The sequence below is a fragment of the Klebsiella sp. RC2 genome, from assembly GCF_014192815.1.
Classification (GTDB): Bacteria; Pseudomonadota; Gammaproteobacteria; order Enterobacterales; family Enterobacteriaceae; genus Klebsiella; species Klebsiella variicola.
This window is the reverse complement of sequence record NZ_JACHYL010000003.1, coordinates 475,126-500,780: the sequence shown is the minus strand read 5'-3', so window position 1 is coordinate 500,780 and position 25,655 is coordinate 475,126. Positions and strand designations below refer to the sequence as shown.

The window sequence follows — 25,655 nt, the reverse complement described above, 5'->3', positions numbered from 1 at the left end:
AAACCCTATTTAACATTGACCAGAGAGGACAAGGGAATGCGCAACGTGCGAGTGTATGAGGAAGCCTGGCCGCTACATACCCCTTTTGTGATCGCCCGCGGCAGCCGCAGCGAGGCAAAAGTGGTGGTGGTGGAACTGGAGGAGGACGGTGTGAAAGGGGTGGGCGAATGCACGCCTTATCCCCGCTATGGCGAGAGCATCGCTTCGGTCATGGCCCAGGTGATGGCGATCGGCGAGCAACTGGAGGCGGGCCTTACCCGCGAACAGCTGCAGCGGCTGCTGCCGGCAGGCGCCGCGCGCAATGCCGTTGACTGCGCGCTGTGGGATCTGCAGGCGCGGCGCGAAGGCAAAACCTTGCCTCAGCTGCTGGGTGTGGCGCTGCCCAACCGGGTGATCACCGCCCAAACGGTGGTCATTGGTACGGCGGATCAGATGGCGGCCAGCGCCGCGGCGCTGTGGCAGGCAGGGGCCCAGCTGTTGAAGGTGAAGCTCGACGATCGACTGATCAGCGAGCGGCTAATCGCTATCCGCCAGGCGGCGCCGGAGGCTACGCTGATTGTCGACGCCAATGAGTCCTGGCACAGCGAGGGGCTGGCGGCGCGCTGTCAGCTGCTGGCGGACCTCGGTGTGGCGATGCTTGAGCAGCCGCTCCCCGCCGATGACGACTCGGCGCTGGAAAACTTCGTTCATCCGCTGCCGATTTGCGCCGACGAGAGCTGCCATACCCGGGAGAGCCTGCCGAGGCTGCGCGGGCGCTATGAGATGGTCAATATCAAACTGGATAAAACGGGCGGTCTGACCGAAGCGCTGGCTCTGGCCGGGGAGGCGGAACGGCAGGGGTATGAGCGGATGCTGGGCTGTATGCTCTGCACCTCGCGCGGGATCGCCGCCGCACTCCCGCTGGTGCCGATGGCGCGCTTCGCTGACCTCGACGGCCCGACATGGCTGGCGGTGGACGTCGAGCCGGCGCTGCGGTTCAGCACCGGCGTGCTTCATCTTTAAGCCTGCCAGCGCAGCAGATCGGTCATCGCCGGCAGGTAACGCTCCGTTGCCTCGTCGGCGGAGACCGGTGGGAACTCAGCGGTGATGCAGGGGAGTCCGATATCGGCGCACCAGCTGCCAAAGGAGCCCGGCGTGTCGTAGCCCACGCTGCCCACCAGCGGTAGGGAGAAAGCGTTGGCCAGCCAGTGCCCCAGCGGGCTGTGGCCCGGGTCTTCGATACAGGCCAGCGGATCGTGAAAGGAGACCACCCACGCCGGATGGATCTGGTGGATCAACTGACACAGGGCCTGGGTCTCCCGCTCCGAACCCGGCTGCTCGCCGGTCAACAGCACCACGTCGCGTTCCTCTGCCGCGCTGTTCCAGCGATAAACCGTTTCCCCTTGTTTCCAGTTAGCGGCCGGAAAGTTACGGTTGAGGTCAACGCCGCGGGCATTGGCACGCAGCCCGAGCTGACAGCCGTCAGGATTGACCGTCAGCACCACGTGGTGGCGGCGCAGCTCGGGTTTCAGGGTGCGCAGGGCGCAGGAGAGGGTCACAATCGACGAATTTTCATCACCGTGGGTGCCGGCAATAATCAGGCCGCTACGGCTGTCGGCCTGCGGCGCAGGAAACCACAGCAGCGGCGCGCCCAGTTCCGAGCTGCCGTACTGCCGGGTTCCCGGCGGAAAGTCGCCGCGCTGCGGACGAGGACGTGAAATAGACATAGGGCTTCCTGTGTGTCGTTATTATTCAGTGTTGGCGAAAGCGTGTCGGGATCAAACCCATTCCCTGAGGCGTGAAATCCGACGACACATCAATTTTCTATCATATGTCGTTTGCAATTTCAGGTGATGAAACAAATAATTATCGCTCTGTTGGCGGTATTTTTTTCATTTTAAAGGGGATCTTATGAAGTATCCTGTCGCTTTGACATGCGGCGCGCTGTGGTTAGCCAGCGTATCTTCTTTAGCCTGGGCGGCGGACGTACCGCCGGGCACGGTACTGGCGGAAAAACAGCTGTTAGTACGCCATATCAAAGATGAACCCGCCTCGTTAGATCCCGCCAAAGCGGTGGGCCTGCCGGAAATCCAGGTGATCCGCGATCTGTTTGAAGGTTTAGTCAATCAGGATGCGAAAGGCAACCTGGTTCCAGGCGTGGCGACCCGCTGGCAGAGCAACGATAACCGCGTCTGGACCTTTACCCTGCGCGATGACGCGCGCTGGTCCGACGGCACGCCGGTTACCGCCGAGGATTTCGTCTATAGCTGGCAGCGTCTGGTGGATCCGAAAACCACTTCGCCGTTCGCCTGGTTCGCGGCGCTGGCGGGGATCGCCAACGCGCAGAACATTATCGATGGCAAAGCCGCGCCGGAGACCCTGGGGGTTACCGCCGTCGACGCCCACACTCTGCGGGTGCAGCTGGATAAACCACTGCCGTGGTTCAGCAACCTGACCGCCAGCTTTGCCTTCTACCCGGTACAGAAGGCGAATGTCGACAGCGGCGCGAACTGGACGCGGCCCGGCAGCCTGGTGGGCAACGGCGCCTATGTTCTGAAAGATCGCGTGGTCAATGAAAAGCTGGTGGTGGTGCCGAACACGCACTACTGGGATAACGCCAAAACGGTGATCCAGCAGGTCACCTTTGTGCCGATCAACCAGGAGTCCGCCGCCACCAAGCGCTATCTCGCTGGCGATATCGATATCACCGAATCTTTCCCGAAAAATATGTATCAGAAACTGCTGAAGGATATTCCGGGGCAGGTATATACCCCGCCGCAGCTGGGTACCTACTATTACGCTTTCAATACCCAAAAGGGGCCGACGGCGGACGAGCGGGTGCGACTGGCGCTGAGCATGACCATCGATCGCCGGGTGATGGCGGAGAAAGTACTGGGAACCGGGGAAAAACCGGCCTGGCGTTTCACGCCGGACGTGACGGCGGGCTTCACCCCCCAGCCGTCGCAGTTTGAGAGTATGAGTCAGGCCGAACTTAATGCCCAGGCGAAAGCCCTGCTGGCTGCCGCCGGCTATGGCCCGAATCGTCCGCTGAAGCTGACGCTGCTGTATAACACCTCTGAGAATCACCAGAAGATTGCCATCGCGGTGGCGTCGATGTGGAAGAAAAACCTCGGCGTGGAAGTGAAGTTGCAAAACCAGGAGTGGAAAACCTATATCGACAGCCGTAACACCGGCAATTTCGACGTGATCCGCGCTTCGTGGGTAGGGGACTACAACGAGCCGTCCACCTTCCTGTCGCTGCTGACCTCCACCCACAGCGGAAATATCTCGCGCTTTAACGATCCGGCGTACGACAAAATCCTCGCCCAGGCGGCGGTGGAGAATTCGGCCAAAGCGCGTAACGACGATTACAACGCGGCGGAGAAGATCATTATGGTCAAAGCGCCGATTGCGCCGATCTACCAGTACACTAACGGCCGGCTGATTAAGCCGTGGCTGAAAGGCTACCCGATCACCAACCCGGAAGATGTGGCCTACAGTCGTACCATGTATATCGTGAAGCACTAACCGGTCGTGGTTGCCTGACAATGTCAGGCAACCCTTGCTACGCCGGTAGCGAAAAGCCCATCAGGTCTGCCGAAGAGGAGTAATACCGAGCCGTTTCCTCCTCCATCACGCTCGTAAGCAGTTCGTTAACCTTTATCTTATGTCCGGGCAAATTTCCCCGAGCTTTGGCAATAATTTCCCCATCGCTAAGGGGCCGCTCGGCGCTGCCCAGGGGTTTGTAGCGTTCCTGCACTGCACATTCGCCACGGCTGTTTGTGACCACAACGCGCGCGCCAGGCTGGCGTGCCGGACCGTTCATTCGTTGTGTAAATTCAGGTGTGACAGTGGCCGTGACTTTATCCGCCAGCGCCAGCAAGGCTGGGTTTTGCATATTGTCTTCAGTATACCAGTCGGCACCCGGCGCCAGGCCAGCGGCGATCGCTGCCAGCGTCCACGGCAGGCTGAACTGCGCGTCGGTCACCGTTTGCGGCCGATAGTCCATCATATCATTGACCAGGCGGGGGAAGCTTTGTACCTCAATGGTGCGGAGATCCGCAACAGACCAGCCGGTCTGCTGCATGATGCCCTCCATGCATTCCAGCGCGCAGGCCAGCCAGCGGCAGGCGGGATATCGCTTAAAGCTACCGTAGCCAGCGTACCAGTGACTGCCGAGCTCATCGGTCAACCTGTCTGGCGCGAACTGGTCGGAGCCAATCATCCGCCAGAAACCCTGTTCGCCATCGAGTACATCAAGGCTGCCGCTGAGGCCTTGCTGCGCCATGATCACCGCCTGCACGGCGGCTTGCGCGGCGGGCGCCACGGCATCTTTGAGCGACAACAGCGGCCGTTGTCGCCAGTTATACTGGTGCAGGCTGGGGAGCGGTGTTAACGCGGCGGCCAGGCCCACCGCGTGATGTAATTGCTCAGGGTTTAACCCCAACAACCGACCGGCCACCACGGCTGCGCCGATGGATTGATGCTGCGCCACGCCGTAGACCTGGCTGAAGCGTTCTGCCGAAGGCTGGATGGCGTGGATGAGCCGGTTATTCACCTCGAAACCGGCCGCCAGGGTGGTAATCAGCACGTCCTGAGCTACCGGCTCAGGATTGAGGTCAAGCGCAACCATCGCGGCGGCAACCAGTGTGGCCCCCGGATGGCCGAGCCCTTTGCCGTCGATCTCCACACCGTCATCGTGATCCAGGCCGTTTATCATGGCGGCGTTCGCGAACGCGGCCGCCAATGGGCTGAAACCGGACTCACCGAAGACGCTACAGTGACCGTTTCCGCCAAATAGCCGGGAGGCGCGTATCATCGGTTCGCTGACCCGGTGGCCACTGGCCGCCCAACCGCAGGCGAGGGCATCCAGTAAATGCAGTCGAATTTTGCGCCGAACGGGAGCCGGGATAGCTGGCGCAGATAAGGTACTGGCAAAATTGACCAGCTGGCATGTTGCGGAAATAGTCATGGTTACTCAACGTTTGAAGTAGCGGCTGCGGATCCGGCGCTCGGCATAGCTTGCCAGCAGTGACAGCGGAAGAATGGTGGCGACGAAAAACAGCGCCACAAAAGTCAGTGTCTCCAGAGGGCGGAAGGTGGCGGTACTCAGCCGTTGCCCTTGATAGAGGATCTCACCCGTTGCGATATAACTCGCCAGCACGGAATTCTTAACCGACATCACGCACTGGCTGACAAACGCCGGTAAAATTCGCAAAAAGGCTACCGGCGCGGTAATGCGAACTAATACTTTCAGCGGTGACATCCCCACCGACAGGCCCGCTTCGACCAGACCATGATCGACCGATTGCATACCAGAACGAAATATTTCAGCGAAAAATACGCTGCCATATAACGAGATGGCGAGGACACAGGTCAGATACGAGGAGAGGGTCAGGCCGAACAAAATGGGCAGACAGTAGTAGGCCCAGACAATCAGCACCAGAGGGGGGATTGAACGCACAATCTCAATCAATCCCTGGGTGGGTAAGCGGATGACCGCCCTGGACGCGCCGCGCAACGGGGCCAGCAGCGCTCCGCCAAGTATGCTTAACGTGACTGAGGCCAGCACAATTTTAAAGGTGGTCAATATCCCTTCCAGCAAAACCGCGTGATATTGCCACAGTATTGAGAAATCCCAGTGATATGACATTAGCGCAGCTCCTCTGCCGTTACGCCGGACAGCGTCATAAAGCGTCGGATAGGGGCATCGGGCGGCCGTGACCAGATCTCCTGCGGGGATGCTTCTTCCACCAGTTTGCCATTATCCATCAACAGCAGCCGGCTACAGACCTGCAGGGCAAAACGCATTTCATGGGTAACCACCAGCATGGTGGTGCCGCTGGCCGCCAGTTCGGAAATAACGGACAGCACCTCCCCGACAGATTCCGGATCGAGTGCGGAAGTCGGTTCGTCAAACAGGATCACTTGCGGCGCCATGGCCAGGGCGCGGGCGATAGATACCCGCTGCTGCTGACCGCCTGAAAGTTGAACCGGGAAGTCTCCGGCTTTTTCTTGCAGGCCCATACGCGTGAGCAGCGCCATGGCTTTTTCGATGGCTTTTTTACGCGGCAAGCCCAGGACCTGTACCGGACCTTCAATAATATTCTGCAATACACTGCGGTGTGGCCACAGATTAAAGTGCTGGAATACCATTGTCATTGAGGCACGCTGGCGCGCTAATGTGCGCTGTGTGACCTGTTTTCTCTGCGCGCCGTGAAAGCCTATTTCTTCCTCACCCAGCCAAATATGCCCACTATCCGGGACTTCAAGCATGTTCAGGCAACGCAGCAGGGTGGATTTACCCGCGCCGCTGCGGCCAATGATGCCAATCACCTCCGAGGGACGAACCGCGAAGGAAACATCATCTATAATTTTATTACCTGAAAATGATTTGCTAAGCGCTTCAATTTTCAGTAACGGTAATAATGATTGTGGGTTCATCAGAGTTATTTCGCTGGGTGAGTATATTTCTGCCATATTTTTTTCAGCGTGCCGTCTTTATCCAGCTGTTCGAGCCGTCCATTCAGCCACGCCTGTAATTCCGGTCGTTCTTTACGCAGGCCCATATTGGTTGCCTGTTCTTTGACCGGCTGTGGGATAATCATCGTGCCCTGATGACGCTTTTGAATATATTGCGCCATCTGGATATCGTTAGTGACGATGGCATCCGCGCGGCCGCTCTCCATCTGGAGCTGCATGTTGTCGCTATCGGGAACGATAATCCACTGGGCTTTGTCCAGTTGAGGCTGCAGCAGCGTGACGGCTGCCGAGCCATCAATCGCGCTGAGCCTGGTCTGCGAGGTGTTGATGGTGTCCCAGCGCTGATATTTCTGCGTCTCTTTTTCCAGAGTCAGGACGCCCATCTGGTGCGAGCCCATAGGGCGGGTAAAGTCGACGGCTTTGGCCCTTTCTGGCGTATTATTAAAACCACCTAAAATATCGAAGCGGTTGGACTGTAAACCCGCGACGGCGGTGCCCCATTGCGTATCAACGTATTCAATCTTGATATCGGTGTTTTTAAATATCGCCTGCACAACATCCGGAACCAGCCCGGTCCACTGGTTGGTCAGCAGATCTTTCTGATACCACGGCGGTGCGTTGACCGCACCGACGCGGATCACATGGTCTGGCAGAATCGTATTGATTTCTTCCCCGGCCTGAGCAGGAGGCTGGGCTAAGAACATCCCCGGTATAAGCAACAATATCGACATGAAGCGTGACGTGAAAAATTTCATTTTATGCCCTCTGGTGAATATAATTATGGATTCTATAACCCTGAGTGCATATTTTTTAAATGCATAATCAGCATATCGTTATCAGGAAAATGGCAATGACACCCAAGCAACTCGAGGTCTTTATCAGTATCGTTCAGCTAGGTTCAGTGACAGCAGCAGCGGCGCAGCTGGCCATGTCGCAGCCTTCGGTGAGTAAAAGCCTGGCGCTTATCGAGCAGCAGATGGGGTTCAGCCTGTTTGAGCGCTATCAAGGGAAGATGCAGCCAACCGCGGAAGCCAGAGCGCTGTATAAAGAGGCGCTGCGCGTGCATCAGGACCGGCTTCGTTTTGAGCGTTTTGTTGATCACATCCGCCAGTATCGCGTTGGTCAGTTGCGGGTCTGTGCCACGCCTGCGCTGGCGCTGAATATATTGCCGCTGGCGGTGGCGCGTTTTCGGCAGAGCTTTCCGGATTATGGTGTGGTGGCGGATATGTGTCTCAACAATGAAATTGAGACGGCGGTTGAAGAAGGGCGTTACGATCTCGGTTTTCTGGTGAAACCCGGCTACGAACCAGAGGAGAACCCGTTGGCCATCTGCCGGGGCGAAATGGTGTGTGTGCTGCCCGGGCAGCATCCGCTGGCGCAGCAGACGGAAATCCATTGGCAGGATATCCCGACGCGCGACCTGGTGTATATCACGACCGACGCGCGGCTGGTTGCCATGATTGCCGAAGAGGTGCCGGCGTTCCGCCAGCGCCAGGTGGCGGCGGTAGAAACCAACCGCTACAGCATGGCGATTAATCTTGTCAGACACGGCAACAACAGTATGACTATTGTTGACAGTTTTTCTCTACAGGGCGTCGACACCAGCGGTCTGGCGGTGCGGCCGTTCCGTCATGCATTGCCGGTTTCTGTCGTCGCGGTGACGGATGGACATAGCACCCTGTCTCAGCCGGGCGAAGTGTTTGCGAAAGTGATGACGGAATTAATGGCTGAAACGTGAGATCAGCGTGAGGCTCTGTGGCTGGCCGCTCATGCAGATTCATCACTATTCTGCAACGCGAACTTTCACCCCAGTCACGGTGCGCTAACCCACCGGGAGTGGTGTCTGTGGTTTACCGCCAGGCCGCCTTCCAGTACTTTTGTTGAATAGTAGAGGGAAGGGAGCGGATCGATGCATCTGGATTTTCGCCAGTTACGCAATTTTGTGGCGCTAGTGGAGTACGGCAGTTTTAATCGTGCGGCGGAGGCGGTTTGCCTGTCGCAATCGGCGTTTAGCCGCAGCATTCAGGCGCTGGAGCAGAGTGTCGGTCATCCTTTATTCGACCGCCAGAGCAAGCTACCGACGCTCACGCTGCATGGGCAAAAGCTGCTGCCTTATGCGCGCCGTTTTCAGGAACTCAATATTGAGCTCAGCAGCCAGCTGCGTGAGGCGGACGATGCGCAAAATGGCGAGGTCGCTTTTGGCTGCGGCCCGGCTCCCGGCGCGAGGCTGATTCCGGCGGCCATCGGAGAGTTTCATCGTCTTTTGCCGCAGGCGAGGGTGCGTTTTCACATTGATAACTGGCTTGCTCTGCATCAGGCGCTTACCTCCCAGCACTATCCTTTTGTGGTCGCCGATAGCTGGCAGGCCGAGCTTGACCCGCAGTTACGCGTGCAGCCGCTTAGCCCACAACGCTGTTTCTTTGTCTGCCATGCCGAACATCCGCTGGCAAAACAGGGGACGATCTCGATTCAGGAGATGTTGCGCTACCCTTTTGCCGCCCCCTATTTGCCGCCGGGGGTACGCAAGGTACTGGCAACCCTCAGCCAGCAACAGGACTTTACGCCCGCGATCCAGTGCGACCATATTTACGCGCTGCTTTCCACTCTGGCGCAAACCCACGCGATAAGCTTCGCCAGCGAGGACGGCTTCGCGTTGTGCCAGCACAGCCATCGGCTGGTGAAACTGGAACTTAGCGATCTGCCAGATGAGTGGCGGCTAATGCAGACCCGGTTTGCCATTATCTCCCCGGTTCACGCGATTCAGCCGCCGCTGGTTGAGAGGCTGATTGAGATTATCCTCCACACCGACCGTCAGCATCAGCTTCAGCTGCTGGCGCAGGAGGAGGGGGATTAACCGGCGTTTTTCGCCTCACCTTTGGCATCGTACGGTGGCCAGCGGTTTTCCAGTTGCTGCGTTTTCAGCGCCTGCTCGACAAACTGGCCGTCCACCCACTGCTTAACGTCAAAAGCGCTGCGGATCAGACGACCCGATTTAGCCTGCTCGACGCTACTGCTGAAGCTGTCGGTCAGGAACGGGTCAATACGCGGTGAGGTGGTAAAGTTCAGATCCTGTGGCTGCAGCGCTTCCAGAAATAACGCCTTGGGGATCTGGCTTTGCTGCGCCATCTCGGCAGACCAGGCGTCTCGATTAGCCGGATCGCTGATTTCAGCGGCATTCTTCACCAGCACATTAACGATCTGCTGAGTCGCCTGCGGCCAGGTCTCGATAAACGTCTGCGTGCCGAGGAACCCCGCCTGAGTGGTGTTCTGGCGGCCTGAATCGCCGCTTTTAACCACCACATCAATTTTGTCGCCGCGTAGCGCCAGCAGGGAGACGCCTCCCCATACCGCATCGACGCGACCGGCCGCCAGCGCCGCTTTACCCGCGTTCCAGTCAAGATTGATGACCTGCAAACTGCGCTCATTGAGGCCGGCGGTTTGCAGCGCCCGGTCAAAGGCCAGCTGGTCCGCCGTACCGCGATAGACCGCCACCCGTTTGCCTTTCAGGTCGGCCAGCGTTTTAATACCCGAGGCTTTGGTTACCGCGAGCCAGGATTCCGAGCCGCGGCTGCCCAGAAGCAGGCGTGTCGGCAGACCATTGGCCTTACCGATAATCGCCGCCAGATCGCCGAGGTAAACAAAATCAAGCTGTCGGTTGGCTAACGCTTCATTCACCGCCGGGCCTGCCCCCTTGAAAAACTGCCACTGCACTTCCACCCCCTGCGGTTTAAACACCTCTTCCAGCTGATGGCGGATAAACGCCATGCCGACCGGCCCCTCAATAAAAGGTTGACTGCCGGCGCTCTGATCCGGCACGCCGATGCGAATGGTTCGTAGCGTCTCGGCTTGGGCGTTTACCGCCAGACCGATGACCGCGACCAATGCCATCAAGCTGCGGCTAAAAAATGCTTTCATCATAACGTATTGCTCCCTTGAGTTTTTTTCTCACCCTAAAGAGCCGGCGGGCCGTGTGTTAAATGCTTTTATTCGCCAAGCATGGGTGAAAAAAAGCTAAATCAGACGCCGCGTGCCCGCCAGGCTGAAATGCATTCGATGCATCGAGATTATTCACCTTACGCAATAGCGGGGCAGCGTGAGTCACGTTTTCATAGCGGCATCACTTTCCGATGAGTGGACCGATATGTCGCAGATGATCTTAAGAACCGATGCCCCTGGCAGGCCGGGTTTCCGGCTTAACGGCTGGCTGTGGCTGCTGCCAGCGCTACTGTTGTTGCTGTGGTACATCGCCGCCCGCGAGGGATGGATGCCCGCGCAAATTTTGCCCGCCCCGTCGGTGGTTGCCGATACCGCGTTGTCGCTGCTGAGCGGCGATCTGCTGGCGCAGTGGGGATTTAGTCTCCAGCATCTGGCGCTTGGCCTGCTGCTGGGCGCCATCGCCGGCACGCTGCTCGGGGCGCTGTTTGGCCTGGTGCCAGCGGCCGCGCAGCGGGTGGAACCGCTGTTCTACGCGCTGGCGCAAATTCCGACGCTCGGTTGGATCCCGCTATTGATGGTGCTGTTCGGGATTGATAACGGCCTCAAGCTGGCGGTTATCGTGAAAACCACTGTGGTGCCGATGACCATCAACACTCAACAGGCGGTAGCCAGCGTGCCGCAGACCCTGAGCGAAGCCGGCAGGGTGATGAACTTCTCCCGCTGGCAGCGGCTGCGCTGGCTGGTGATCCCGGCAAGCCTGCCGGGCTGGTTTACCGGTCTGCGTCTGGCGCTTTCGCAGGCCTGGGTATCGCTTATCGTTGTCGAGCTGTTGGCTTCTTCCGAAGGTATTGGCTACCTGATGGTCTGGGGCCGCCAGCTGTTTCAACTGGATATCGTCTTTGTCACCATCGCGGTGGTTGGCCTGAGCGGCATGCTGATGGAGTGGGCGGCGAATCGGGCCTGTTCCCGACTGGTGTTCTGGCCGCAGCCAGCCGCCGGACGCCTGGCGTGGAAACCGCAGGCCAGCTGGCGGGCGTTACCGCTGCCGATAGTCCTGCTGGCGCTGTGGCAGCTGGCCAGCCAGTGGGGCTGGATTGATAGCGGATTATTCTCTTCGCCGCTGGCGGTGGCGGCACGTTTTGTTCAGGGGATCCTGAGCGGAGAGCTGAGCGCCGCGATGCTGGCCAGTCTGGGGAGAGCGGTTGTCGGCGGCGCGCTGGGGATTGCCGGCGGTTTGCTCTGCGGACTGCTGCTGGCGCTGCGCCCACGCGCCGGACAAATTTTTACCCCCACGCTTAACGTGCTGCGCCATATTGCTCTGTTTGCCTGGCTGCCGCTGCTGACGGCATGGGTGGGTAACGATAACGGCGGCAAAATCGTCTTTATCGCGCTGGCGTCGTTCTTTCCTATGTTCTTCAGCACTCTGCAGGCGGTGCTTCAGCGAAACCCGCAACTCGATGAAGTCGCCAGGGTGCTGCGGCTGGGCGAATTCGCACGCCTGCGCCGGGTCATTCTTCCCGGTGCCGCGCCGGGGATCTTTGCCGGTCTGCGGCTGGCGCTGATTTACGCCTGGCTTGGCAATATCGGCGCGGAATATTTCATGTCCTCCGGCGTCGGGATCGGCAGCCTGATGGTCAATGCCCAGCAGCTGCTGGATATGCCCACTATTCTCTGCGGCATGGTGCTGGTCGGTATCACCGGCGCGGCGCTGGATAAAGCCGGACGTTTACTGGAAATGCGCGCCACCCGCTGGCGTCAACAGGAGCAGTTATGACCTCTTCAACTCTGGTCTCTTTTCGCCACGTGCGTAAATCCTGGCAACAGGTGACGGCGCTACAGAATTTCAACCTGGATATCGCCGCCGGTGAACTGGTCGCGCTGGTGGGCAGCAGCGGCTGCGGTAAATCGACGCTGCTACGGATGCTGGTGGGCCTTGAGTCTGCCACCCAGGGGGATATTTGTATTAACGGCGAGCCGGTCACCGGCGTGGGCAAAGAGCGCGGCATTGTGTTTCAGGAGCCGCGCCTGTTCCCGTGGCTTAACGTGCTCGACAACGTGATGCTCGGCCTGGCAGATGAAAAGCTCACCCGGGCGACGAAGCGCCAGCGGGCACTGGAGATGCTGGCGCGCGTGCAGCTCAGCGAGTTCGCCAGCGCGCTGCCCGCGCAGCTTTCCGGCGGCATGGCCCAGCGGGTGGCTATTGCCCGCGGTCTGGTGGCCCGCCCGCAGATCCTGATGCTCGATGAGCCTTTCGGCGCGCTGGATGCCCTGACGCGTCACACCCTGCAGCAGGAACTTTTACAGATCCACCAAAGCGCGGGAACCACCACGTTACTGGTGACGCACGATGTTGAAGAGGCCGTCGCCCTGGCCGATCGCGTCGTCGTGCTCTCCCCGCGTCCGGGGCGGATACGAGAAATCGTGAACCTGGCGCTGCCTCATCCGCGCCAGCGTGATGATGACTCGTTTACCGCCGCCTGCCGCCACATTCGCAACCTGATTACTTCTGTCTGATTTTATTATTTAAGGAGCAACATATGGGACATCCTTCCGTTTACCCGACCGGCGCCACACTTTATGATCCGCAGCGCGCCTGGAGCGGCTACACCCTTTTCCAGGCCACCGAACACGGCGCGGTACTGGTGGATATGAATGGTCACGTGGTGCGGGAATGGCCTGAACTGCATGGGTTTCCCAACAAAATTCTGCCCGGCGGCGCCATCCTTGGCCACAGCGGCGAGCGCGACCCGCGCTATGGCATGCAGGATATGCTCGATCTGATCCAGGTGGACTGGGAGGGCAACGTGACCTGGAAATTCGACCGCTACGAACAGGTCAGTGACCCCGGCAATGAAACGCGCTGGATGGCGCGCGCTCATCACGACTATCAGCGAGCGGGTAACCCCGTCGGCTACTACGCGCCGGGGCTGGAGCCGCAGGTCGATGGCGGCAATACCCTGATCCTCGCCCACACCAATCTGGTTAATGAAGCGATCTCCGACAAGCTGCTGCTGGACGACACCATTATTGAAGTCGACTGGCAGGGCAATGTGGTCTGGGAGTGGCGCTGCAGCGACCATTTTCATGAGCTGGGCTTCGACGATGCGGCGCGCACCGCGCTGTACAATAACCCGAATATGCGCGCCAGCGGCGGCGGAATGGGCGACTGGATGCATATCAACTCGATGTCGGCGCTGGGGCCGAATAAATGGTATGACGCCGGCGATGCGCGCTTTCATCCCGACAACATTATCTGGGACGCCCGCGAATCCAATATTATCGCCATTATCGATAAGCAGAGCGGCAAAATAGTCTGGCAGCTCGGCCCGGACTACAGCAAACCGGAGCTGAAGCACATCGGCTGGATCATCGGCCAGCATCATGCGCATATGATCCCCCAGGGGTTGCCGGGCGCGGGCAATATCCTGATTTTCGACAACGGCGGTTGGGCCGGATACGGTGCGCCTAATCCGGCGTCGGCGGATGGGGTGAAAAACGCCTGGCGCGATTATTCACGGATCCTTGAGATCAACCCGCTGACCCTCGATATTGAGTGGCGCTACTCGCCTTATGAAGCGGACCTGCCACAACCGACTGATTCATACCGCTTCTACAGTCCGTATATCAGCAATATGCAGCGCTTGGAAAATGGCAATACGTTGATTAACGAAGGTTCGAACGGCCGCATTTTTGAAGTGACCCGCGATCACGACATTGTCTGGGAATACATTTCGCCGTTCTGGGGTAAGACGCTGAATAATAATATGGTTTACCGCGCCTACCGCATTCCTTACGCGTGGATCCCGCAGCTTGCGCAACCACAGGAGACGCCGATTGCGGCAGTTGATGTCCGCACTCTGCGTCAGCCGGGCGCGGCGGCGGCGGGCCCGGCGCAGAGCGTGGTGCGCGTGGCGGGCGTACAGCCGTACAGTAAAAGCGCCGATGCGCTGTGCGTCGCAACCGATAACGATACGCTGCGCCGCAGTCCGAAGCTGTTCCGCGTTGCGGAAAGCGCATTCCGGCCGATAAGCGCGGCGAGTGAACTGGAGGGTGAACGACCCGTGCTGCTGTTCGTTGGCGCGGAGCGCTGTGTGCACTGCCGTAAACTCTGGCAGCTACTGGCCCATGAAAAACTCAGCCAGCGGATTGCTCAGTTTGAAACGCGCTATCTGGATGCCGACCTGCATCAGGAACTGGCCAGCGACCTCGGCGTACGCGGCCTGCCGACGCTGCTGTTGATAACATCGGGGCAGCCGATATCGCGCGCACCGACGCAATACTCAGTGGCAAGTCTGCTCAACTGGTTGAACAGTGTCAGTCTGTGATGCTGCCCGGGTAAGAGGATAACTGTGGCGCTGCGGCTTGCAGCGCCAGTTTCTCCCTCTCTCCCTCTCTCCCTCTCTGGCTACAGCAGAAAGCGCACTTTTCTGGCAGTATAGCCGACTGATACCAGGTCCAACCCTCTGAAAGCGAAGCATCAGAAGATCTCATCTGCTGGGTTTTTGTCATGATGCTCAACGTATTCGGCAATCATGCCATCCGGATGCCGAACCAGCATGTTCCAGCCGGTGGGCACGGCCTTCACCGGATTGATAATCGTTGCTCCGGTGGAAGGCAGATGTTTCTCCCAGGCGGTAATGTCGTTGACCAGGAAAGTGGCCTCGGTGGCGCGAAAAGGCGCCAGGCTTTGCTCGGTTCCGCCGATTAAAAGCACTGAACCCACCTGCGCCAGTTTGAGATCGTATTCGGGATAGTCGAAACGCAACCTTGCCTTCTGCGCGATAAGGTTTTCATAAAACGAAACGGTCTCTTCAAAGCGGGTAATCAGCACGCATCGACGGACCAGGATATTGAGGACTTTCATTACGCCTCCTTCGCCATTGACTGAGAGTTAGCGTAGCAGCCCTGAGGTGGAAAGGAATGCTTAAGCGTTTTGGAGGTATTTCAACAACAGGCGTGGGTAGGCGAAGAAAAAGGGTTTGCGTAGCAGGGAAATATGCGTTTTTTTAACTCGTTACGAAGCGGTGCTGTATTATAACTTTATGATCACATAGGTAAGTCGCAAAATTGATACTGATATCAGATCATTTCCGCCTCGCCTAACAATTTGCATGGTTCGGAATTAAGCGAAAGCTCTGAGTTCAGACCCCTCCACCAACCGCTACCGGTGGTCTGCTGCCTGCAGGCAACCTCAGTTACATTCGCAATGTATCAATGACCGCTCTCAGCGCGGGCGACGCATTGCGGTGCGGGTAATAGAGAAATGAACCTTCCAGACGCTGGCTATAACGCTGGAGCACCCGGATAAGTGTGCCCTGGGCTAGATCGTCGGTAATCAGCTCTTCCGGGACATAGGCCAGCCCCAGACCGAGCCTTGCCGCTTTGGCCTCCATATAGCTATCGGCGAAAGCCCACTGTCCCTGAGGCGGGTGGGTGATTTTTTTGCCATCCACATTAAGTTCCCAGGCGTAAAGGCTGCCGTCGCCGAACTGATAAGCGATGCAGGGGTGGGCGACTAAATCGGCGGGCGTTTGTGGAAAGCCGTAGCGGCGAAAATGTTCCGGGGTACCGACAACAGCCATCTCCATATCGGGCGAAATGCGTACCGCAATCATACCACTCCCGACTTCCGGGCCCAGACGCACGCCCGCATCGAATCGCTCCGCAATAATATCGACAAACCGGCTTTCGCTGATCAGTTCCAGTCTGATATCGGGATAGCGGTGTTTAAATACTGCCAGCTTCGGCAGCAGGACTTTATCAATGGCATGCTGGCTGGCATTGATGCGTACCGTACCGGAGGGCGTTTGACGATAGTGGGCCAGCGTGGCGAGTCCCATATCTAAGGCGTCGAAACCGGATTCGACATTGTGATAGAGCTGCTCACCCGCCTGAGTGAGCGACAACCGGCGGGTGGTGCGCACCAGAAGCTGAACGCCCAGCCGCTCTTCGAGTTCGCGAACCGCACGGCTTACCCCGGACTGCGCCAGGCCAAGTCGTTGCGCTGCGGCGGTAAAACTGCCTTCCCGCACCACCTGCATAAACAGATAAAGGTCATTATAGTTTTCCCGTTTCGCCATTCTCCTGCCTCGTCATCCACATGCCATTTAGAACAATATGGTATTAATTTTAGCATTTTTTACCTACTAATCAGAACCATTACTGCTGGCTACACTAAGCGCACGACAATAAAGCAAAGCTGCATTGTCTACTGGAGACTTGCATTGATCACGTTTATTTAGGGGAATTTTGATGACGGTTTTCACCAAAAAACTGACAGCCGCGATACCCGCCATGCTGCTTTGCGCCTCATTAACTGGAGTGACAACGATGAGCTATGCTGAGACAATTAACCCGAATGCGCCTGTTTCACTGATTGAAAAATGGGATAAAACGTTTGCTGAGAGTTTGAAAGTGGATCACCGTAAGGTGACCTTCCAGAACCGCTACGGGATAACCTTAGTTGGCGATCTCTACCTGCCGAAGGATCGCGGTGAACGCAAACTGGCAGCTATTGCCGTGAGCGGTCCCTTCGGCGCGGTAAAAGAGCAGTCCAGCGGCCTGTATGCCCAGACGCTGGCCGAACAGGGGTTTGTCACCCTGGCGTTTGACCCATCCTATACGGGCGAAAGCGGTGGCTACCCACGCAACATGGCCTCACCGGATATCAATACCGAGGATTTCAGTGCCGCGGTGGACTTTCTGGGCCTGCAAAAAGAGGTGGATCGCAACCGTATCGGTTTGCTCGGCATTTGCGGCTGGGGCGGTATGGCCCTAAACGACGCGGCGATGGATACCCGCGTCAAAGCGGTGGCGACCAGCGTCATGTATGACATGAGCCGCGCGATGGGTCATGGGGTAGGCGATGGCAAAGACCGCTACACGACAGCCGACCGCCGAGCGGTACTGCAGTACTTGAACGCGCAGCGCTGGAAGGATGCGGCAAACGGCACTTCCGCCCCCGGTGGGCATGACATATATGTTGATGATAAAGGCAACGTCAGCGCTGCCGATCGTATTTTGCCGGAAACCTTGCCCGCCAACCCCAATCCGGTCCTGAAAGAGTTCTTCGATTATTACCGTATGCCGCGAGGTTTCCATGCGCGTTCGGTTAATTCAACCGGGGCTTGGAATGCGACGATGCCGCTGTCGTTTATGAATATGCCGCTGCTGAGTTACGCCAGCGAAGTGACTATTCCGACGCTTATTGTGACCGGCGAACAAGCCCATTCACGCTATTTTGCCGAAGATGCCTTTAAGGCGATCGGCAGTAAAGAGAAAGCGCTGGTGATTGTCCCTGGCGCAAACCACGTCGATCTCTATGACAACGTCGCGGGCAAAATTCCCTTTGCTACATTCACTCAATTTTTCAAAACCAACCTGCAATAGCTCTCCTGTGCCGGAGACATCCCCAAAGCCGCCTGCAGGCGGCTTTGTTTTGTCGGAGATAAATAATGTCTGGATTACATAATACCCGCGCATACTGGAGCGGCGTCCTGGCGATGACGCTCTGCGTATTTGTGCTCATTGCCTCAGAGTTTATGCCGGTCAGTCTGTTGACACCCATCGCGGGTGATTTACACATTACCGAGGGATTAGCAGGCCAGGGGATCGCGCTTTCTGGCGCGCTGGCGGTATTGACCAGCCTGACGATTTCCCGTCTTACCGGGTCGCTGGACCGTAAATGGCTGTTGCTGGGGCTCACGGCGTTGATGGCGGCCTCAGGATTGATGATTGCCCTGGCGTCCAGTTTCCCGGTTTATATGCTGGGCAGAGCGCTCATCGGGATCGTCATCGGCGGCTTCTGGTCGATGTCGGCGGCAACGGCCATTCGGCTGGTGCCGCAACGCCAGGTCCCCCGCGCATTGGCCATCTTTAACGGCGGTAACGCGCTGGCCACCGTTGTGGCAGCGCCGCTGGGCAGCTACCTGGGGGCCACCGTCGGCTGGCGCGGCGCCTTTTTATGTCTTGTTCCGCTGGCGATGGTAGCCTTCATCTGGCAATGCGTTAGCCTGCCGTCGATGAAAAGCCAGCGCGCACCACAGCGGCAGGGAACCGTGCTGCGTCTGTTCCGCCGCTCGACGGTATCCCTTGGATTGCTGGCCTGCGGGCTGTTCTTTATGGGGCAGTTTACCTTATTTACCTATGTGCGACCGTTTCTGGAGACGGTGACCCGGGTCAGTTCTTCTGGTCTGCCCCTGATATTACTGGCGATTGGCGTCGCTGGTTTTGTCGGCACGCTGCTCATTTCGACCGTTCTGCACGCCCGGTTTTATCTGACGCTGGTGGCTATCCCTTTGATTATGGCTGCGATTGTCGGAGCGCTTTTGCTGGCCGGGCACCATACCGGTGCTGTCACCGTACTGTTAAGCCTGTGGGGCCTGCTGGCGACGGCGGCGCCCACCGGCTGGTGGACATGGATTGCGCGGACGCTGCCCGAAGATGCGGAGGCGGGCGGTGGTCTTATGGTTGCTGTGATCCAGCTATCGATTGCCCTCGGGTCAACGGCAGGCGGCCTGGTGTTTGATAGTCTGGGATGGCACAGCACGTTTGCACTGAGCGGTCTGTTATTGCTGGGCGCGGCAGGGGGGACTTTTCTGCTCTCTGTCAAAATCAGATCATCTCAGCGCACTGCGATTAATGAATTGAATGCATAAGTCAAATCAGGAATGACAGGCTAATCGTGACCGCGTTCTTGTCTTACCATGATGTTTTAACAAGAGGGGAGCTTCACCGTGGAATATTCTGTATTAAGTAACAACCTTAAAATGCCGATGCTGGGTTTTGGCGTTTTTAAGGTGACCGATAAAGCAGAGTGTAAGCAGTCAGTGCTGAACGCCATTCGTACCGGCTACCGCCTTATCGATACCGCTGCCGTCTACGATAATGAAGATGCGGTGGGGGAGGCCGTTCGCGAAGCCATCGCCGAAGGTCTGTGTACCCGTGAGGCGCTGTTTATAACCTCCAAACTGTGGGTCCAGGACATGGCCAACACCGGGATGGCGAAAGCCGGGATTGCCGCGTCCTTAAAAAAATCCGGGCTGGAATATTTCGATCTCTATCTGTTGCATCAGGCGATGGGCGATTATTTCAGCGCCTGGCGCGCGCTGGAAGACGCGTATGAAGCCGGGAAGCTGAAAGCGATTGGCGTCTCCAATTTCTACCCCCATGTGTTAGCTAACTTCTGCGAAACTGTCAGAATCAGGCCGATGGTGAACCAGGTTGAACTGCATCCTTATTTCGCGCAGCCTGCGGCGCTGGAAACCATGAAGCATTATCACGTTCAGCCGGAAGCGTGGGCGCCGTTAGGCGGTGGCAGACATAATCCGTATCAAGAGGCGATGCTGCAGGGGATTGCCGATGCCCATCAAAAAACCATTGCACAGGTCATCCTGCGCTGGAACGTGCAGCGTGGCGTCACGGTGATCCCTAAATCCACCCGCCAGGAGCGTATTGAAGAGAACTTTGCCATCTGGGATTTCTCGCTCACCACGAGCGAAATGGCGCAGATCGGCGCCCTGGATTTAGGTTACGTTGGCGAAGCGGTGAAACACTTTAACCCTGAATTTGTTCGCGGCTGTCTGGGGGTGAAAATCCACGACTGAGAGGAGCTTAGCGTGAAGCCGCCTGCGCTCTGCGCCGCAGCCACAAGTGGCAGCCTGTGATCGCCTCAGCCAGCGCGTCGCGCAGAGCGTCAGACACGGTTTGGTCGGGCGACGTCGCCTGGCTCTCCAGCTGCTGGAGCACCCCGGCAAGGCGTTGAAAGCCGAGGGTGACCGCCTCGCCGCGCAGCTTGTGGGCGGTACGGCGCAGCGTCTCCCGGTCATTGGCGTCAATGGCGTGGGTAAGGGCCGCCGTTGCGGCGTCAAGCCCTTCAGCGAAGAATCCCAGCAACTCCTCGACCAGCTCAGGATCGTCTGCGCACTGTTTTAGCAGGTGGGCCTCGTCCGGCAGGCCTTTCTCTTCCTCCAAACCGCTATCTTCCGCTGCGCCGACGCGGGCGATGGCTTCCCGTAGCGCCTCCTGACTCACCGGTTTGGCGATATAGTCGTCGAAGCCCATCGCCAGACAGCGCTCTCTATCGCCCTGCATGGCGTGGGCGGTCATGGCCATCGCGGGCTGGTGCTCCCGGCCCCGCGCCAGCGTCTCTTCGCGCAGCAGGCGGATGGCGGTTTCACCGTCCATCTCCGGCATTTGCAGGTCGATCAGCAGGAGATCCCAGCAGGCGGCGCGCCAGCGCTCCAGCGCCTCCCGGCCGTTATTCACCACTTCGCAGCGGTGGCCAAGCTGTTCCAGCAGTCGTCTGGCGACCTTTTGATTCACCAGGTTATCTTCGGCCAGCAGGATATGCAGCCCGGCCTGGGCCTTGATCGGCACCGCAACGGGGGCTGGCGCTGTTGTCGCTACTGGCGTGGGGACCAGAATCCCGGCGATAACCTGATGCAGTTCGCGCTGCGCCACCGGTTTATGCAGATAGTGGGCAATGCCGATGCGCTTGAGCATATTGGCGTCGAAATGGCGGCTCATGGAGCTGAGCATAATAATCTGGCTTTGCCGGGCTTCAGGCAGGGCGGAGAGCTCCAGCGCCAGGGATACGCCGTCCATATCCGGCATCTGTGCATCCAGCAGGATCAGCGGCCAGGGCGGCCCTTCGGCGGCCCGACGTAACGCCTCGCTGGCGTTGTCCACGCAGCTTGGCATCAGCCCCATCTGGCGAAGCATGGTGTCGAGCAGGCGCAGGTTGGTGCTGTTGTCGTCAACCACCAGCACCCGCTGGTGGTTGAAGCGGCTCAGCGGAGCGCTACCGGAGGCCGTGGCGTTCAGGCCTCCCAGCGGCAGGGTGAAGGCAAATTCGCTGCCCGCCCCGGGCTGGCTCTCCACCATCAGCTCGCCGCCCATCAGGCTGACCAGGCGGGCTGAAATGGTTAACCCCAGCCCGGTGCCGCCGTAGCGGCGGGTGGTAGAGCTATCGGCCTGGCTGAAGGCTTCGAAGATCGCCTTTTGCTTCTCCGGGGCGATGCCGATCCCGGTATCGCGAATGCGAAAGCGCCAGCGGCTTTCGTCGTCGGCCGGCGCTATCGCCAGCAGAACCTCCCCCTGATGTGTGAACTTCAGCGCATTACCCAACAGGTTAGTCAGGATTTGCCGCAGCCGGGGGCCATCGACGATCAGCACCTCCGGTACCGCAGGTGAGATGTCCACCAGCAGCTCAAGGCCCTTTTCGCTGGCGGCAGGCATATGCGGGCGGATCAGCGACTGGATAAAGGGGCGGATCTCCAGCGGCTCTTCGTCCACCTGCATCTTGCCCGATTCAATGCGTGAGAAATCAAGAATGTCGTTAATAATGTGCAGCAGCGACTGGGCTGAGCTCATCACCAGCGAAAGGTACTCCCGCTGCTCCGCGGTCAGCGGCGTATCGAGGCAGAGCTGCGTCATACCGAGAATGCCGTTCATCGGGGTGCGGATTTCGTGGCTCATATTGGCGAGGAAGGCGCTTTTCGCTTCGTTCGCCTCGCGGGCCTCCTTCGCCGCCTCAATGGCCAGCAGCTCTGCGGCTTTGCGCCGGGTAATATCCTGCAACGTCCCGATCACCCGCTCTGCCTGCTGCTGCATATTGAGGGTGACGATCTGCCCGGAGAGCAGCATCCAGCGCCAGCCCTGCGTTGGGTGCTGGACACGAAGTTCACATTCAAAAACCGGCATATGCTCGTTTTGCGAGGCAATCATCGCCTGTTGCAGGGTAGCGCGATCTTCCTCGTGGACCAGATTGAGCATAAAACGCAGCGGATAGCGCCACTGTGCCCGCGACTGGCCGACCATCGCCAGCAGGGTGTCATTCACCTGCAGGTTGTCGTGGAAGACCTGCCAGTCCCAGATACCGATCTGGATCGACTCCGCAGTGAATAAAAAATCGTCGTGAAGCTGGTGAAGTGCGCGTCGGGCCTCGTCAAGCTCAGTGATGTCGGTATGCAGACTGACAATTCCACCATCCGCCAGCCGCTGATGCTGAACGTAAATCCGGCGGTTGCCCGACTGGCGGACCTCGCAGTGGTTCGTCTGGCGGCAGTTGCGGATAATCGTCTCGCGTAGCGTCTGTTGCCGACCAGGGTCGATGTTATACCCTGCATCGATGAACTTCTCCGCCAGGCTCTCAAGGGGAGCGCCGACGGTCAGCCAGGGCGCGATCGCGGGATAAAACAGCGCCACCTTATCATTCCAGGCCTGCAGTCGTTCGCGCTCATCGTAGATCATCACCGCTGAGGGCAGGACGTTGAGGTCGACACGGTTAGCGGCGCGCATGATCAGTGACCTGCGGTCTGATAGTGGAGCTCCGCCTGGCGGCGTAGATACTCAAGACCAGGGGCGATCGCCATTGCCCATGCAGTGAGGATCTCTTCATCGCACAGTGGATCGCTGGCGCGGACGGTTTTGAGCATGGCTTCTCGCCACAGGGCAAAAAACCGCGGTGGCAGACGCAGGCCTTCCTCGCTCTGCGCTCGCGCCAGCCGTTCCAGAAAATCGGGTACAAAGAGGTCGCCGTTGACCGCCAGCATGGCGAAAAAGCTCTTAAAGATCATCTGCTGGCCTTCCTCGCCCGGGCGTCGTGAGAAGTGCTGCTCCGTCTCGGGCGACATATGGATAAAGGTGCTGTAGAAGGCCTGAAAAAAGCGCTTTTTATCGTGCTCCGGTACGACGCGATTCAGGCTGGCTTCAAAAAGATCGCGATAAAACTTCATGGTGCGTTCCTCATGACCCGTTCGCCCGGCAGCGGCCGGGCGGGTTAGGATCCGCAGGCGACACGCGCTGGCCATGCATGAGTTTTCCCCTTACAGGATTTCCTCGTTGCCATTCTGCGGAAAAGCGGGCCGCCGCTCACCCGTCTTTATCCAGCATCAGCCACACGATACTTTTGCTGACCAGCCATTTATCGCCGGTTTGTCGCTAAAGTCGATTGGCGTTGCCGTCAGGTTGGAGTATAGCCTGGTTGACAACCCCATTGCTGATGAGCAAGCCAACCCGCTACTGACTAAACTGATAGCGTACAGCGGCAAGTTTCGTGAAGGCACGATCAGCCTTATCTGGTTCCTGCCGATTTAGGAGGCGCGATGTCGGCACAGCACGTCCTGATTGTTGAAGATTCGCTGGTTTATCGTCGGTTGCTAAGCCGGATGTTGACGCAGTGGGGCTATATCGTCAGTGAGGCGGAAAACGGCGTCGCCGCGCTGGCGATCCTCGAAAACCAGCCCGTCAGCCTGGTGATTAGCGACTGGGAAATGCCGGAGATGAATGGCCTGACGCTGTGCCGGGAAGTTCGCCGTCGCCAGTTTGGTCACTACGTTTATCTGATATTGCTTACCGCTCGCGAAGATCCTGGCGATTTAACGCAAGGGTTTGCGGCAGGGGCCGATGATTTTCTCAGCAAACCGGTGGAGCAGAGCGAACTGCGGGCGCGGCTGCACGCCGGGGCGCGGATCCTCTCCCTTGAAGCCGACCTCGCCGCGCGCAATACGCGGCTAAGTGAAGCGCTGCGGCAGATTGAACAGGATCTGGAGCTGGCGGCGCGCATCCAGCAGTCGGTTCTTCCCGCCCATCAGCTGCGCTATCAGGGTTTTTTCTCCGACTGGATTTTCCTGCCGTCGGCCTGGGTATCGGGGGATATTTTTAATGTTTTCCCGCTGGGGGAGCATCTCGGATTTTACTGCGTGGATGTCTCCGGGCACGGCGTGGGGGCGGCGATGATGTCGCTTGCCGTCGCCCGCCAGTTTCTGCATGGCAGGGCGGTTGAGCGTTTTCTTTTCTCTGCTGATAACCAGCCGGCATCACCTGCCGAGGTAGTGCAGATCCTGAATGGTCGTTTTTGTAGCGACGAGGCAGAGATTGTCAGCTATTTCACCCTGATCTATGGCGTCATCGACCTCACAACCGGTGAGGGGAAACTGTGTCAGGCCGGGCATCCCACCCCGTTTATCGTCACCGTGGATGGAGGTGTGCGCTCGGTCGGCAGCGGTGGGGCGCCGGTGGGGTTGATAAACCATCTCTCATGGGCAGATGTCAGTTTCTCGCTGGCGCCGGGAGAGCGGCTTTGCCTGTTCAGCGACGGTATCACCGAATGTGAAAACCGGAGCGGTGAACAGTTTGGCGAAGCGCGTTTACAAGCGTGGCTGCAGGACAGCGTGACGCAGCCGCTGCCCGCGCTGCTGCCGCGGTTTGCCCGGTACTTGATCCACTGGCGCAATGGCGACGCGCAGGAGACCCAGGCGATGGCCGATGATGTTTCACTTTTGATTATTGAACGTACAGGGGACAGTGATGAAAATTGAAACCGAACGGCAGGCCTCGGTGACGATCCTGACGCCGGCGGTGCGTCGGCTGGATGCTTCCGTCGCAGTAGCCTTTAAAGCGGCAGACGCCCAGGAGATAGGCGAATCTCGCACCGATCTGATTGTTGATTTCAGCAAAATTGCACAGCCAAATGAGTGACGTGCCCGTGAACAACATCATGATGTTTCCTGCCGAACTCACCTCGCTTTCACCGCTGGCGGAGTGGCTTGCCCAGCGAATGGCGCCGCTGCCTGTTGCGGACGAGTGGCGCTTCGCGCTCGATCTCGCTGCCTGTGAAACGGCAACGAATATTATTCGCTATGCGCTGCATGAGGATCGGGAAAGTCGTTTTGGTGTGGAATTTAGGGTCGCGGACCGACGGGTGACGCTGCGCTTTACCGACGCGGGGGAAACCTTTCCCGCCGAGCGCCTGGCGCTGGCGCGTGGTGATGAGCATTTCGATGTCGATCCGTTAGCGGAAAGCGGTAGAGGCTTGCGGCTTATTCTGTGTGCGGTGGACTTTTTTGACGTTGAAATGAATGCAGGGAAAAATATTACCACCCTGATAAAAGCGTTGCCTGATCCCGCTGTTAATTATTCAACCGACAAAAATGGCGGTTGAGAAAAAGACGTCATCCGCCTGGCGGATAACAGGCATGCTTTACCCGCGCATACTTATTGTTGTGCCTGCGCAGTAGACTGCGCGCCCAGATGACGAGGGCGGATAGCATCAAATGTCATCATCGCTGATTTGCAGAAAATGCATTTCGCACCAAAGGGATTTTTTTCCGTCACATCAAACTGGGACGTTCTGTACTGGGAGCCATGGCAGCATGGGCATCTAAAATGGATATGTTCAATCATAATGTAAACCTTGTATGGGTAATGTTCTGTTGAAAAGACAAAGGTCGTTTTCAGGAAAATTAACGCGGCTG

At 58.2% G+C, this 25,655-nt stretch carries 25 protein-coding genes and 1 pseudogene; 15 read left to right on the top strand and 11 right to left on the bottom strand.

Annotated features, from left to right (window positions below; genetic code table 11):
• The first annotated feature begins 36 nt into the window (after positions 1 to 36).
• Entirely contained in the window at positions 37 to 1,002 is a 966-nt protein-coding gene (gene ycjG / locus FHW76_RS11985; RefSeq protein ID WP_183476733.1) for an L-Ala-D/L-Glu epimerase, read from the top strand.
• Here the strand turns inward: ycjG and mpaA are convergent.
• Entirely contained in the window at positions 999 to 1,706 is a 708-nt protein-coding gene (mpaA, locus tag FHW76_RS11980; protein WP_032739682.1) for a murein tripeptide amidase MpaA, read from the bottom strand. The genes ycjG and mpaA overlap by 4 nt on opposite strands.
• Before the next feature lie 71 nt (positions 1,707 to 1,777).
• Between mpaA and FHW76_RS11975 the strand changes: the two genes are divergently transcribed.
• On the top strand, positions 1,778 to 1,894 hold the full coding sequence (locus FHW76_RS11975; RefSeq protein ID WP_012542015.1) for a hypothetical protein: 117 nt from the start codon (positions 1,778 to 1,780) through the stop codon (positions 1,892 to 1,894).
• Complete coding sequence (locus tag FHW76_RS11970) at positions 1,891 to 3,507, top strand: ABC transporter substrate-binding protein (protein ID WP_022066380.1); 1,617 nt, start codon at positions 1,891 to 1,893, stop codon at positions 3,505 to 3,507. Before FHW76_RS11975 ends, FHW76_RS11970 begins: the two co-directional genes overlap by 4 nt.
• A 37-nt stretch (positions 3,508 to 3,544) precedes the next feature.
• Here FHW76_RS11970 and FHW76_RS11965 read toward each other — a convergent pair whose 3' ends face one another.
• From FHW76_RS11965 to FHW76_RS11950, 4 genes are read right to left on the bottom strand one after another with little or no spacing between them, the layout of a single operon-like run.
• A complete protein-coding gene (locus tag FHW76_RS11965) occupies positions 3,545 to 4,951 on the bottom strand; it encodes an MmgE/PrpD family protein (RefSeq protein WP_183476731.1) in 1,407 nt (468 codons plus the stop codon).
• A 6-nt stretch (positions 4,952 to 4,957) separates the two neighbouring features.
• Positions 4,958 to 5,632: an amino acid ABC transporter permease gene (locus FHW76_RS11960; protein WP_012542012.1), complete on the bottom strand. Its 675-nt coding sequence runs from the start codon at positions 5,630 to 5,632 to the stop codon at positions 4,958 to 4,960.
• A complete protein-coding gene (locus FHW76_RS11955; protein ID WP_008805223.1) occupies positions 5,632 to 6,423 on the bottom strand; it encodes an amino acid ABC transporter ATP-binding protein in 792 nt (263 codons plus the stop codon). The genes FHW76_RS11960 and FHW76_RS11955 overlap by 1 nt, the downstream gene beginning before the upstream one ends.
• Positions 6,424 to 6,428: 5 nt before the next feature.
• The gene (locus FHW76_RS11950) at positions 6,429 to 7,217 is read right to left on the bottom strand and encodes an ABC transporter substrate-binding protein (RefSeq protein ID WP_110209415.1); all 789 of its coding nucleotides are present in this window, start codon (positions 7,215 to 7,217) and stop codon (positions 6,429 to 6,431) included.
• Between the two features lie 95 nt (positions 7,218 to 7,312).
• Between FHW76_RS11950 and FHW76_RS11945 the strand changes: the two genes are divergently transcribed.
• Positions 7,313 to 8,200 carry a LysR family transcriptional regulator gene (locus FHW76_RS11945; protein WP_008805221.1) on the top strand — a complete coding sequence of 296 codons (888 nt, stop codon included), beginning with the start codon at positions 7,313 to 7,315 and terminating at the stop codon, positions 8,198 to 8,200.
• A gap of 171 nt (positions 8,201 to 8,371) precedes the next feature.
• Positions 8,372 to 9,316 carry a LysR family transcriptional regulator gene (locus FHW76_RS11940; RefSeq protein WP_012542009.1) on the top strand — a complete coding sequence of 315 codons (945 nt, stop codon included), beginning with the start codon at positions 8,372 to 8,374 and terminating at the stop codon, positions 9,314 to 9,316.
• Here FHW76_RS11940 and FHW76_RS11935 read toward each other — a convergent pair.
• Positions 9,313 to 10,380, bottom strand: a complete 1,068-nt coding sequence (locus tag FHW76_RS11935; protein ID WP_063106101.1) for an ABC transporter substrate-binding protein — start codon at positions 10,378 to 10,380, stop codon at positions 9,313 to 9,315. The genes FHW76_RS11940 and FHW76_RS11935 overlap by 4 nt on opposite strands.
• Positions 10,381 to 10,603: 223 nt before the next feature.
• On the opposite strand from FHW76_RS11935, the gene FHW76_RS11930 reads away from it, so the two are divergent.
• From FHW76_RS11930 to FHW76_RS11920, 3 genes are read left to right on the top strand one after another with little or no spacing between them, the layout of a single operon-like run.
• Positions 10,604 to 12,172: an ABC transporter permease gene (locus tag FHW76_RS11930; RefSeq protein ID WP_183476775.1), complete on the top strand. Its 1,569-nt coding sequence runs from the start codon at positions 10,604 to 10,606 to the stop codon at positions 12,170 to 12,172.
• Positions 12,169 to 12,912 carry an ABC transporter ATP-binding protein gene (locus tag FHW76_RS11925; protein WP_008805217.1) on the top strand — a complete coding sequence of 248 codons (744 nt, stop codon included), beginning with the start codon at positions 12,169 to 12,171 and terminating at the stop codon, positions 12,910 to 12,912. The genes FHW76_RS11930 and FHW76_RS11925 overlap by 4 nt, the downstream gene beginning before the upstream one ends.
• Positions 12,913 to 12,935: 23 nt before the next feature.
• Positions 12,936 to 14,723 (top strand): aryl-sulfate sulfotransferase, encoded by a 1,788-nt coding sequence (locus tag FHW76_RS11920; RefSeq protein ID WP_047666432.1) that lies wholly within the window; start codon positions 12,936 to 12,938, stop codon positions 14,721 to 14,723.
• Positions 14,724 to 14,875: 152 nt separating this feature from the next.
• Here the strand turns inward: FHW76_RS11920 and FHW76_RS11915 are convergent, their stop codons facing one another.
• Positions 14,876 to 15,262, bottom strand: a complete 387-nt coding sequence (locus FHW76_RS11915; RefSeq protein ID WP_012968423.1) for a VOC family protein — start codon at positions 15,260 to 15,262, stop codon at positions 14,876 to 14,878.
• Between the two features lie 331 nt (positions 15,263 to 15,593).
• A complete protein-coding gene (locus FHW76_RS11910; RefSeq protein ID WP_183476729.1) occupies positions 15,594 to 16,478 on the bottom strand; it encodes a LysR family transcriptional regulator in 885 nt (294 codons plus the stop codon).
• Between the two features lie 172 nt (positions 16,479 to 16,650).
• Between FHW76_RS11910 and FHW76_RS11905 the strand changes: the two genes are divergently transcribed.
• The 3 genes from FHW76_RS11905 to FHW76_RS11895 all read left to right on the top strand — a co-directional run bounded on the left by FHW76_RS11905 (position 16,651) and on the right by FHW76_RS11895 (position 20,003).
• Positions 16,651 to 17,787: an alpha/beta hydrolase gene (locus FHW76_RS11905; RefSeq protein ID WP_032732860.1), complete on the top strand. Its 1,137-nt coding sequence runs from the start codon at positions 16,651 to 16,653 to the stop codon at positions 17,785 to 17,787.
• A 65-nt stretch (positions 17,788 to 17,852) separates the two neighbouring features.
• A complete protein-coding gene (locus FHW76_RS11900; RefSeq protein ID WP_032730160.1) occupies positions 17,853 to 19,055 on the top strand; it encodes an MFS transporter in 1,203 nt (400 codons plus the stop codon).
• 78 nt (positions 19,056 to 19,133) lie between these two features.
• Complete coding sequence (locus FHW76_RS11895) at positions 19,134 to 20,003, top strand: aldo/keto reductase (RefSeq protein WP_044612814.1); 870 nt, start codon at positions 19,134 to 19,136, stop codon at positions 20,001 to 20,003.
• Between the two features lie 7 nt (positions 20,004 to 20,010).
• Here FHW76_RS11895 and FHW76_RS11890 read toward each other — a convergent pair whose 3' ends face one another.
• Together FHW76_RS11890 and FHW76_RS11885 are read right to left on the bottom strand one after the other, a co-directional pair.
• On the bottom strand, positions 20,011 to 22,698 hold the full coding sequence (locus tag FHW76_RS11890) for a response regulator (RefSeq protein WP_183476727.1): 2,688 nt from the start codon (positions 22,696 to 22,698) through the stop codon (positions 20,011 to 20,013).
• A gap of 2 nt (positions 22,699 to 22,700) precedes the next feature.
• Positions 22,701 to 23,135: a globin gene (locus FHW76_RS11885; RefSeq protein WP_012968418.1), complete on the bottom strand. Its 435-nt coding sequence runs from the start codon at positions 23,133 to 23,135 to the stop codon at positions 22,701 to 22,703.
• A 106-nt stretch (positions 23,136 to 23,241) separates the two neighbouring features.
• Here FHW76_RS11885 and FHW76_RS11880 point away from each other — a divergent pair, with 106 nt between their 5' ends.
• From FHW76_RS11880 to FHW76_RS11865, 4 genes and pseudogenes are all read left to right on the top strand, one after another.
• Positions 23,242 to 23,496 (top strand): hypothetical protein, encoded by a 255-nt coding sequence (locus FHW76_RS11880; protein ID WP_023340012.1) that lies wholly within the window; start codon positions 23,242 to 23,244, stop codon positions 23,494 to 23,496.
• An 8-nt stretch (positions 23,497 to 23,504) separates the two neighbouring features.
• The gene (locus FHW76_RS11875; RefSeq protein ID WP_043876229.1) at positions 23,505 to 24,719 is read left to right on the top strand and encodes a PP2C family protein-serine/threonine phosphatase; all 1,215 of its coding nucleotides are present in this window, start codon (positions 23,505 to 23,507) and stop codon (positions 24,717 to 24,719) included.
• Positions 24,709 to 24,861 (top strand): annotated as a pseudogene (locus tag FHW76_RS11870) (anti-sigma factor antagonist); the annotation flags it as partial. The gene FHW76_RS11875 and the pseudogene FHW76_RS11870, both read left to right, overlap by 11 nt.
• A gap of 10 nt (positions 24,862 to 24,871) precedes the next feature.
• Entirely contained in the window at positions 24,872 to 25,342 is a 471-nt protein-coding gene (locus FHW76_RS11865) for an ATP-binding protein (protein WP_022064664.1), read from the top strand.
• A 53-nt stretch (positions 25,343 to 25,395) separates the two neighbouring features.
• Here FHW76_RS11865 and FHW76_RS11860 read toward each other — a convergent pair whose 3' ends face one another.
• Positions 25,396 to 25,584 (bottom strand): hypothetical protein, encoded by a 189-nt coding sequence (locus FHW76_RS11860; protein WP_008805199.1) that lies wholly within the window; start codon positions 25,582 to 25,584, stop codon positions 25,396 to 25,398.
• Between the last annotated feature and the right edge of the window lie 71 nt (positions 25,585 to 25,655).

Coding starts and splice junctions, on each gene's coding strand:
- ycjG (WP_183476733.1), top strand. CDS start 37: ATGCGCAACGTGCGAGTGTATGAGGAAGCCTGGCCGCTACATACCCCT.
- mpaA (WP_032739682.1), bottom strand. CDS start 1,706: ATGTCTATTTCACGTCCTCGTCCGCAGCGCGGCGACTTTCCGCCGGGA.
- FHW76_RS11970 (WP_022066380.1), top strand. CDS start 1,891: ATGAAGTATCCTGTCGCTTTGACATGCGGCGCGCTGTGGTTAGCCAGC.
- FHW76_RS11965 (WP_183476731.1), bottom strand. CDS start 4,951: ATGACTATTTCCGCAACATGCCAGCTGGTCAATTTTGCCAGTACCTTA.
- FHW76_RS11960 (WP_012542012.1), bottom strand. CDS start 5,632: ATGTCATATCACTGGGATTTCTCAATACTGTGGCAATATCACGCGGTT.
- FHW76_RS11955 (WP_008805223.1), bottom strand. CDS start 6,423: ATGAACCCACAATCATTATTACCGTTACTGAAAATTGAAGCGCTTAGC.
- FHW76_RS11950 (WP_110209415.1), bottom strand. CDS start 7,217: ATGAAATTTTTCACGTCACGCTTCATGTCGATATTGTTGCTTATACCG.
- FHW76_RS11945 (WP_008805221.1), top strand. CDS start 7,313: ATGACACCCAAGCAACTCGAGGTCTTTATCAGTATCGTTCAGCTAGGT.
- FHW76_RS11940 (WP_012542009.1), top strand. CDS start 8,372: ATGCATCTGGATTTTCGCCAGTTACGCAATTTTGTGGCGCTAGTGGAG.
- FHW76_RS11935 (WP_063106101.1), bottom strand. CDS start 10,380: ATGATGAAAGCATTTTTTAGCCGCAGCTTGATGGCATTGGTCGCGGTC.
- FHW76_RS11930 (WP_183476775.1), top strand. CDS start 10,604: ATGTCGCAGATGATCTTAAGAACCGATGCCCCTGGCAGGCCGGGTTTC.
- FHW76_RS11925 (WP_008805217.1), top strand. CDS start 12,169: ATGACCTCTTCAACTCTGGTCTCTTTTCGCCACGTGCGTAAATCCTGG.
- FHW76_RS11920 (WP_047666432.1), top strand. CDS start 12,936: ATGGGACATCCTTCCGTTTACCCGACCGGCGCCACACTTTATGATCCG.
- FHW76_RS11915 (WP_012968423.1), bottom strand. CDS start 15,262: ATGAAAGTCCTCAATATCCTGGTCCGTCGATGCGTGCTGATTACCCGC.
- FHW76_RS11910 (WP_183476729.1), bottom strand. CDS start 16,478: ATGGCGAAACGGGAAAACTATAATGACCTTTATCTGTTTATGCAGGTG.
- FHW76_RS11905 (WP_032732860.1), top strand. CDS start 16,651: ATGACGGTTTTCACCAAAAAACTGACAGCCGCGATACCCGCCATGCTG.
- FHW76_RS11900 (WP_032730160.1), top strand. CDS start 17,853: ATGTCTGGATTACATAATACCCGCGCATACTGGAGCGGCGTCCTGGCG.
- FHW76_RS11890 (WP_183476727.1), bottom strand. CDS start 22,698: ATGCGCGCCGCTAACCGTGTCGACCTCAACGTCCTGCCCTCAGCGGTG.
- FHW76_RS11885 (WP_012968418.1), bottom strand. CDS start 23,135: ATGAAGTTTTATCGCGATCTTTTTGAAGCCAGCCTGAATCGCGTCGTA.
- FHW76_RS11875 (WP_043876229.1), top strand. CDS start 23,505: ATGTCGGCACAGCACGTCCTGATTGTTGAAGATTCGCTGGTTTATCGT.
- FHW76_RS11865 (WP_022064664.1), top strand. CDS start 24,872: ATGAGTGACGTGCCCGTGAACAACATCATGATGTTTCCTGCCGAACTC.
- FHW76_RS11860 (WP_008805199.1), bottom strand. CDS start 25,584: ATGATTGAACATATCCATTTTAGATGCCCATGCTGCCATGGCTCCCAG.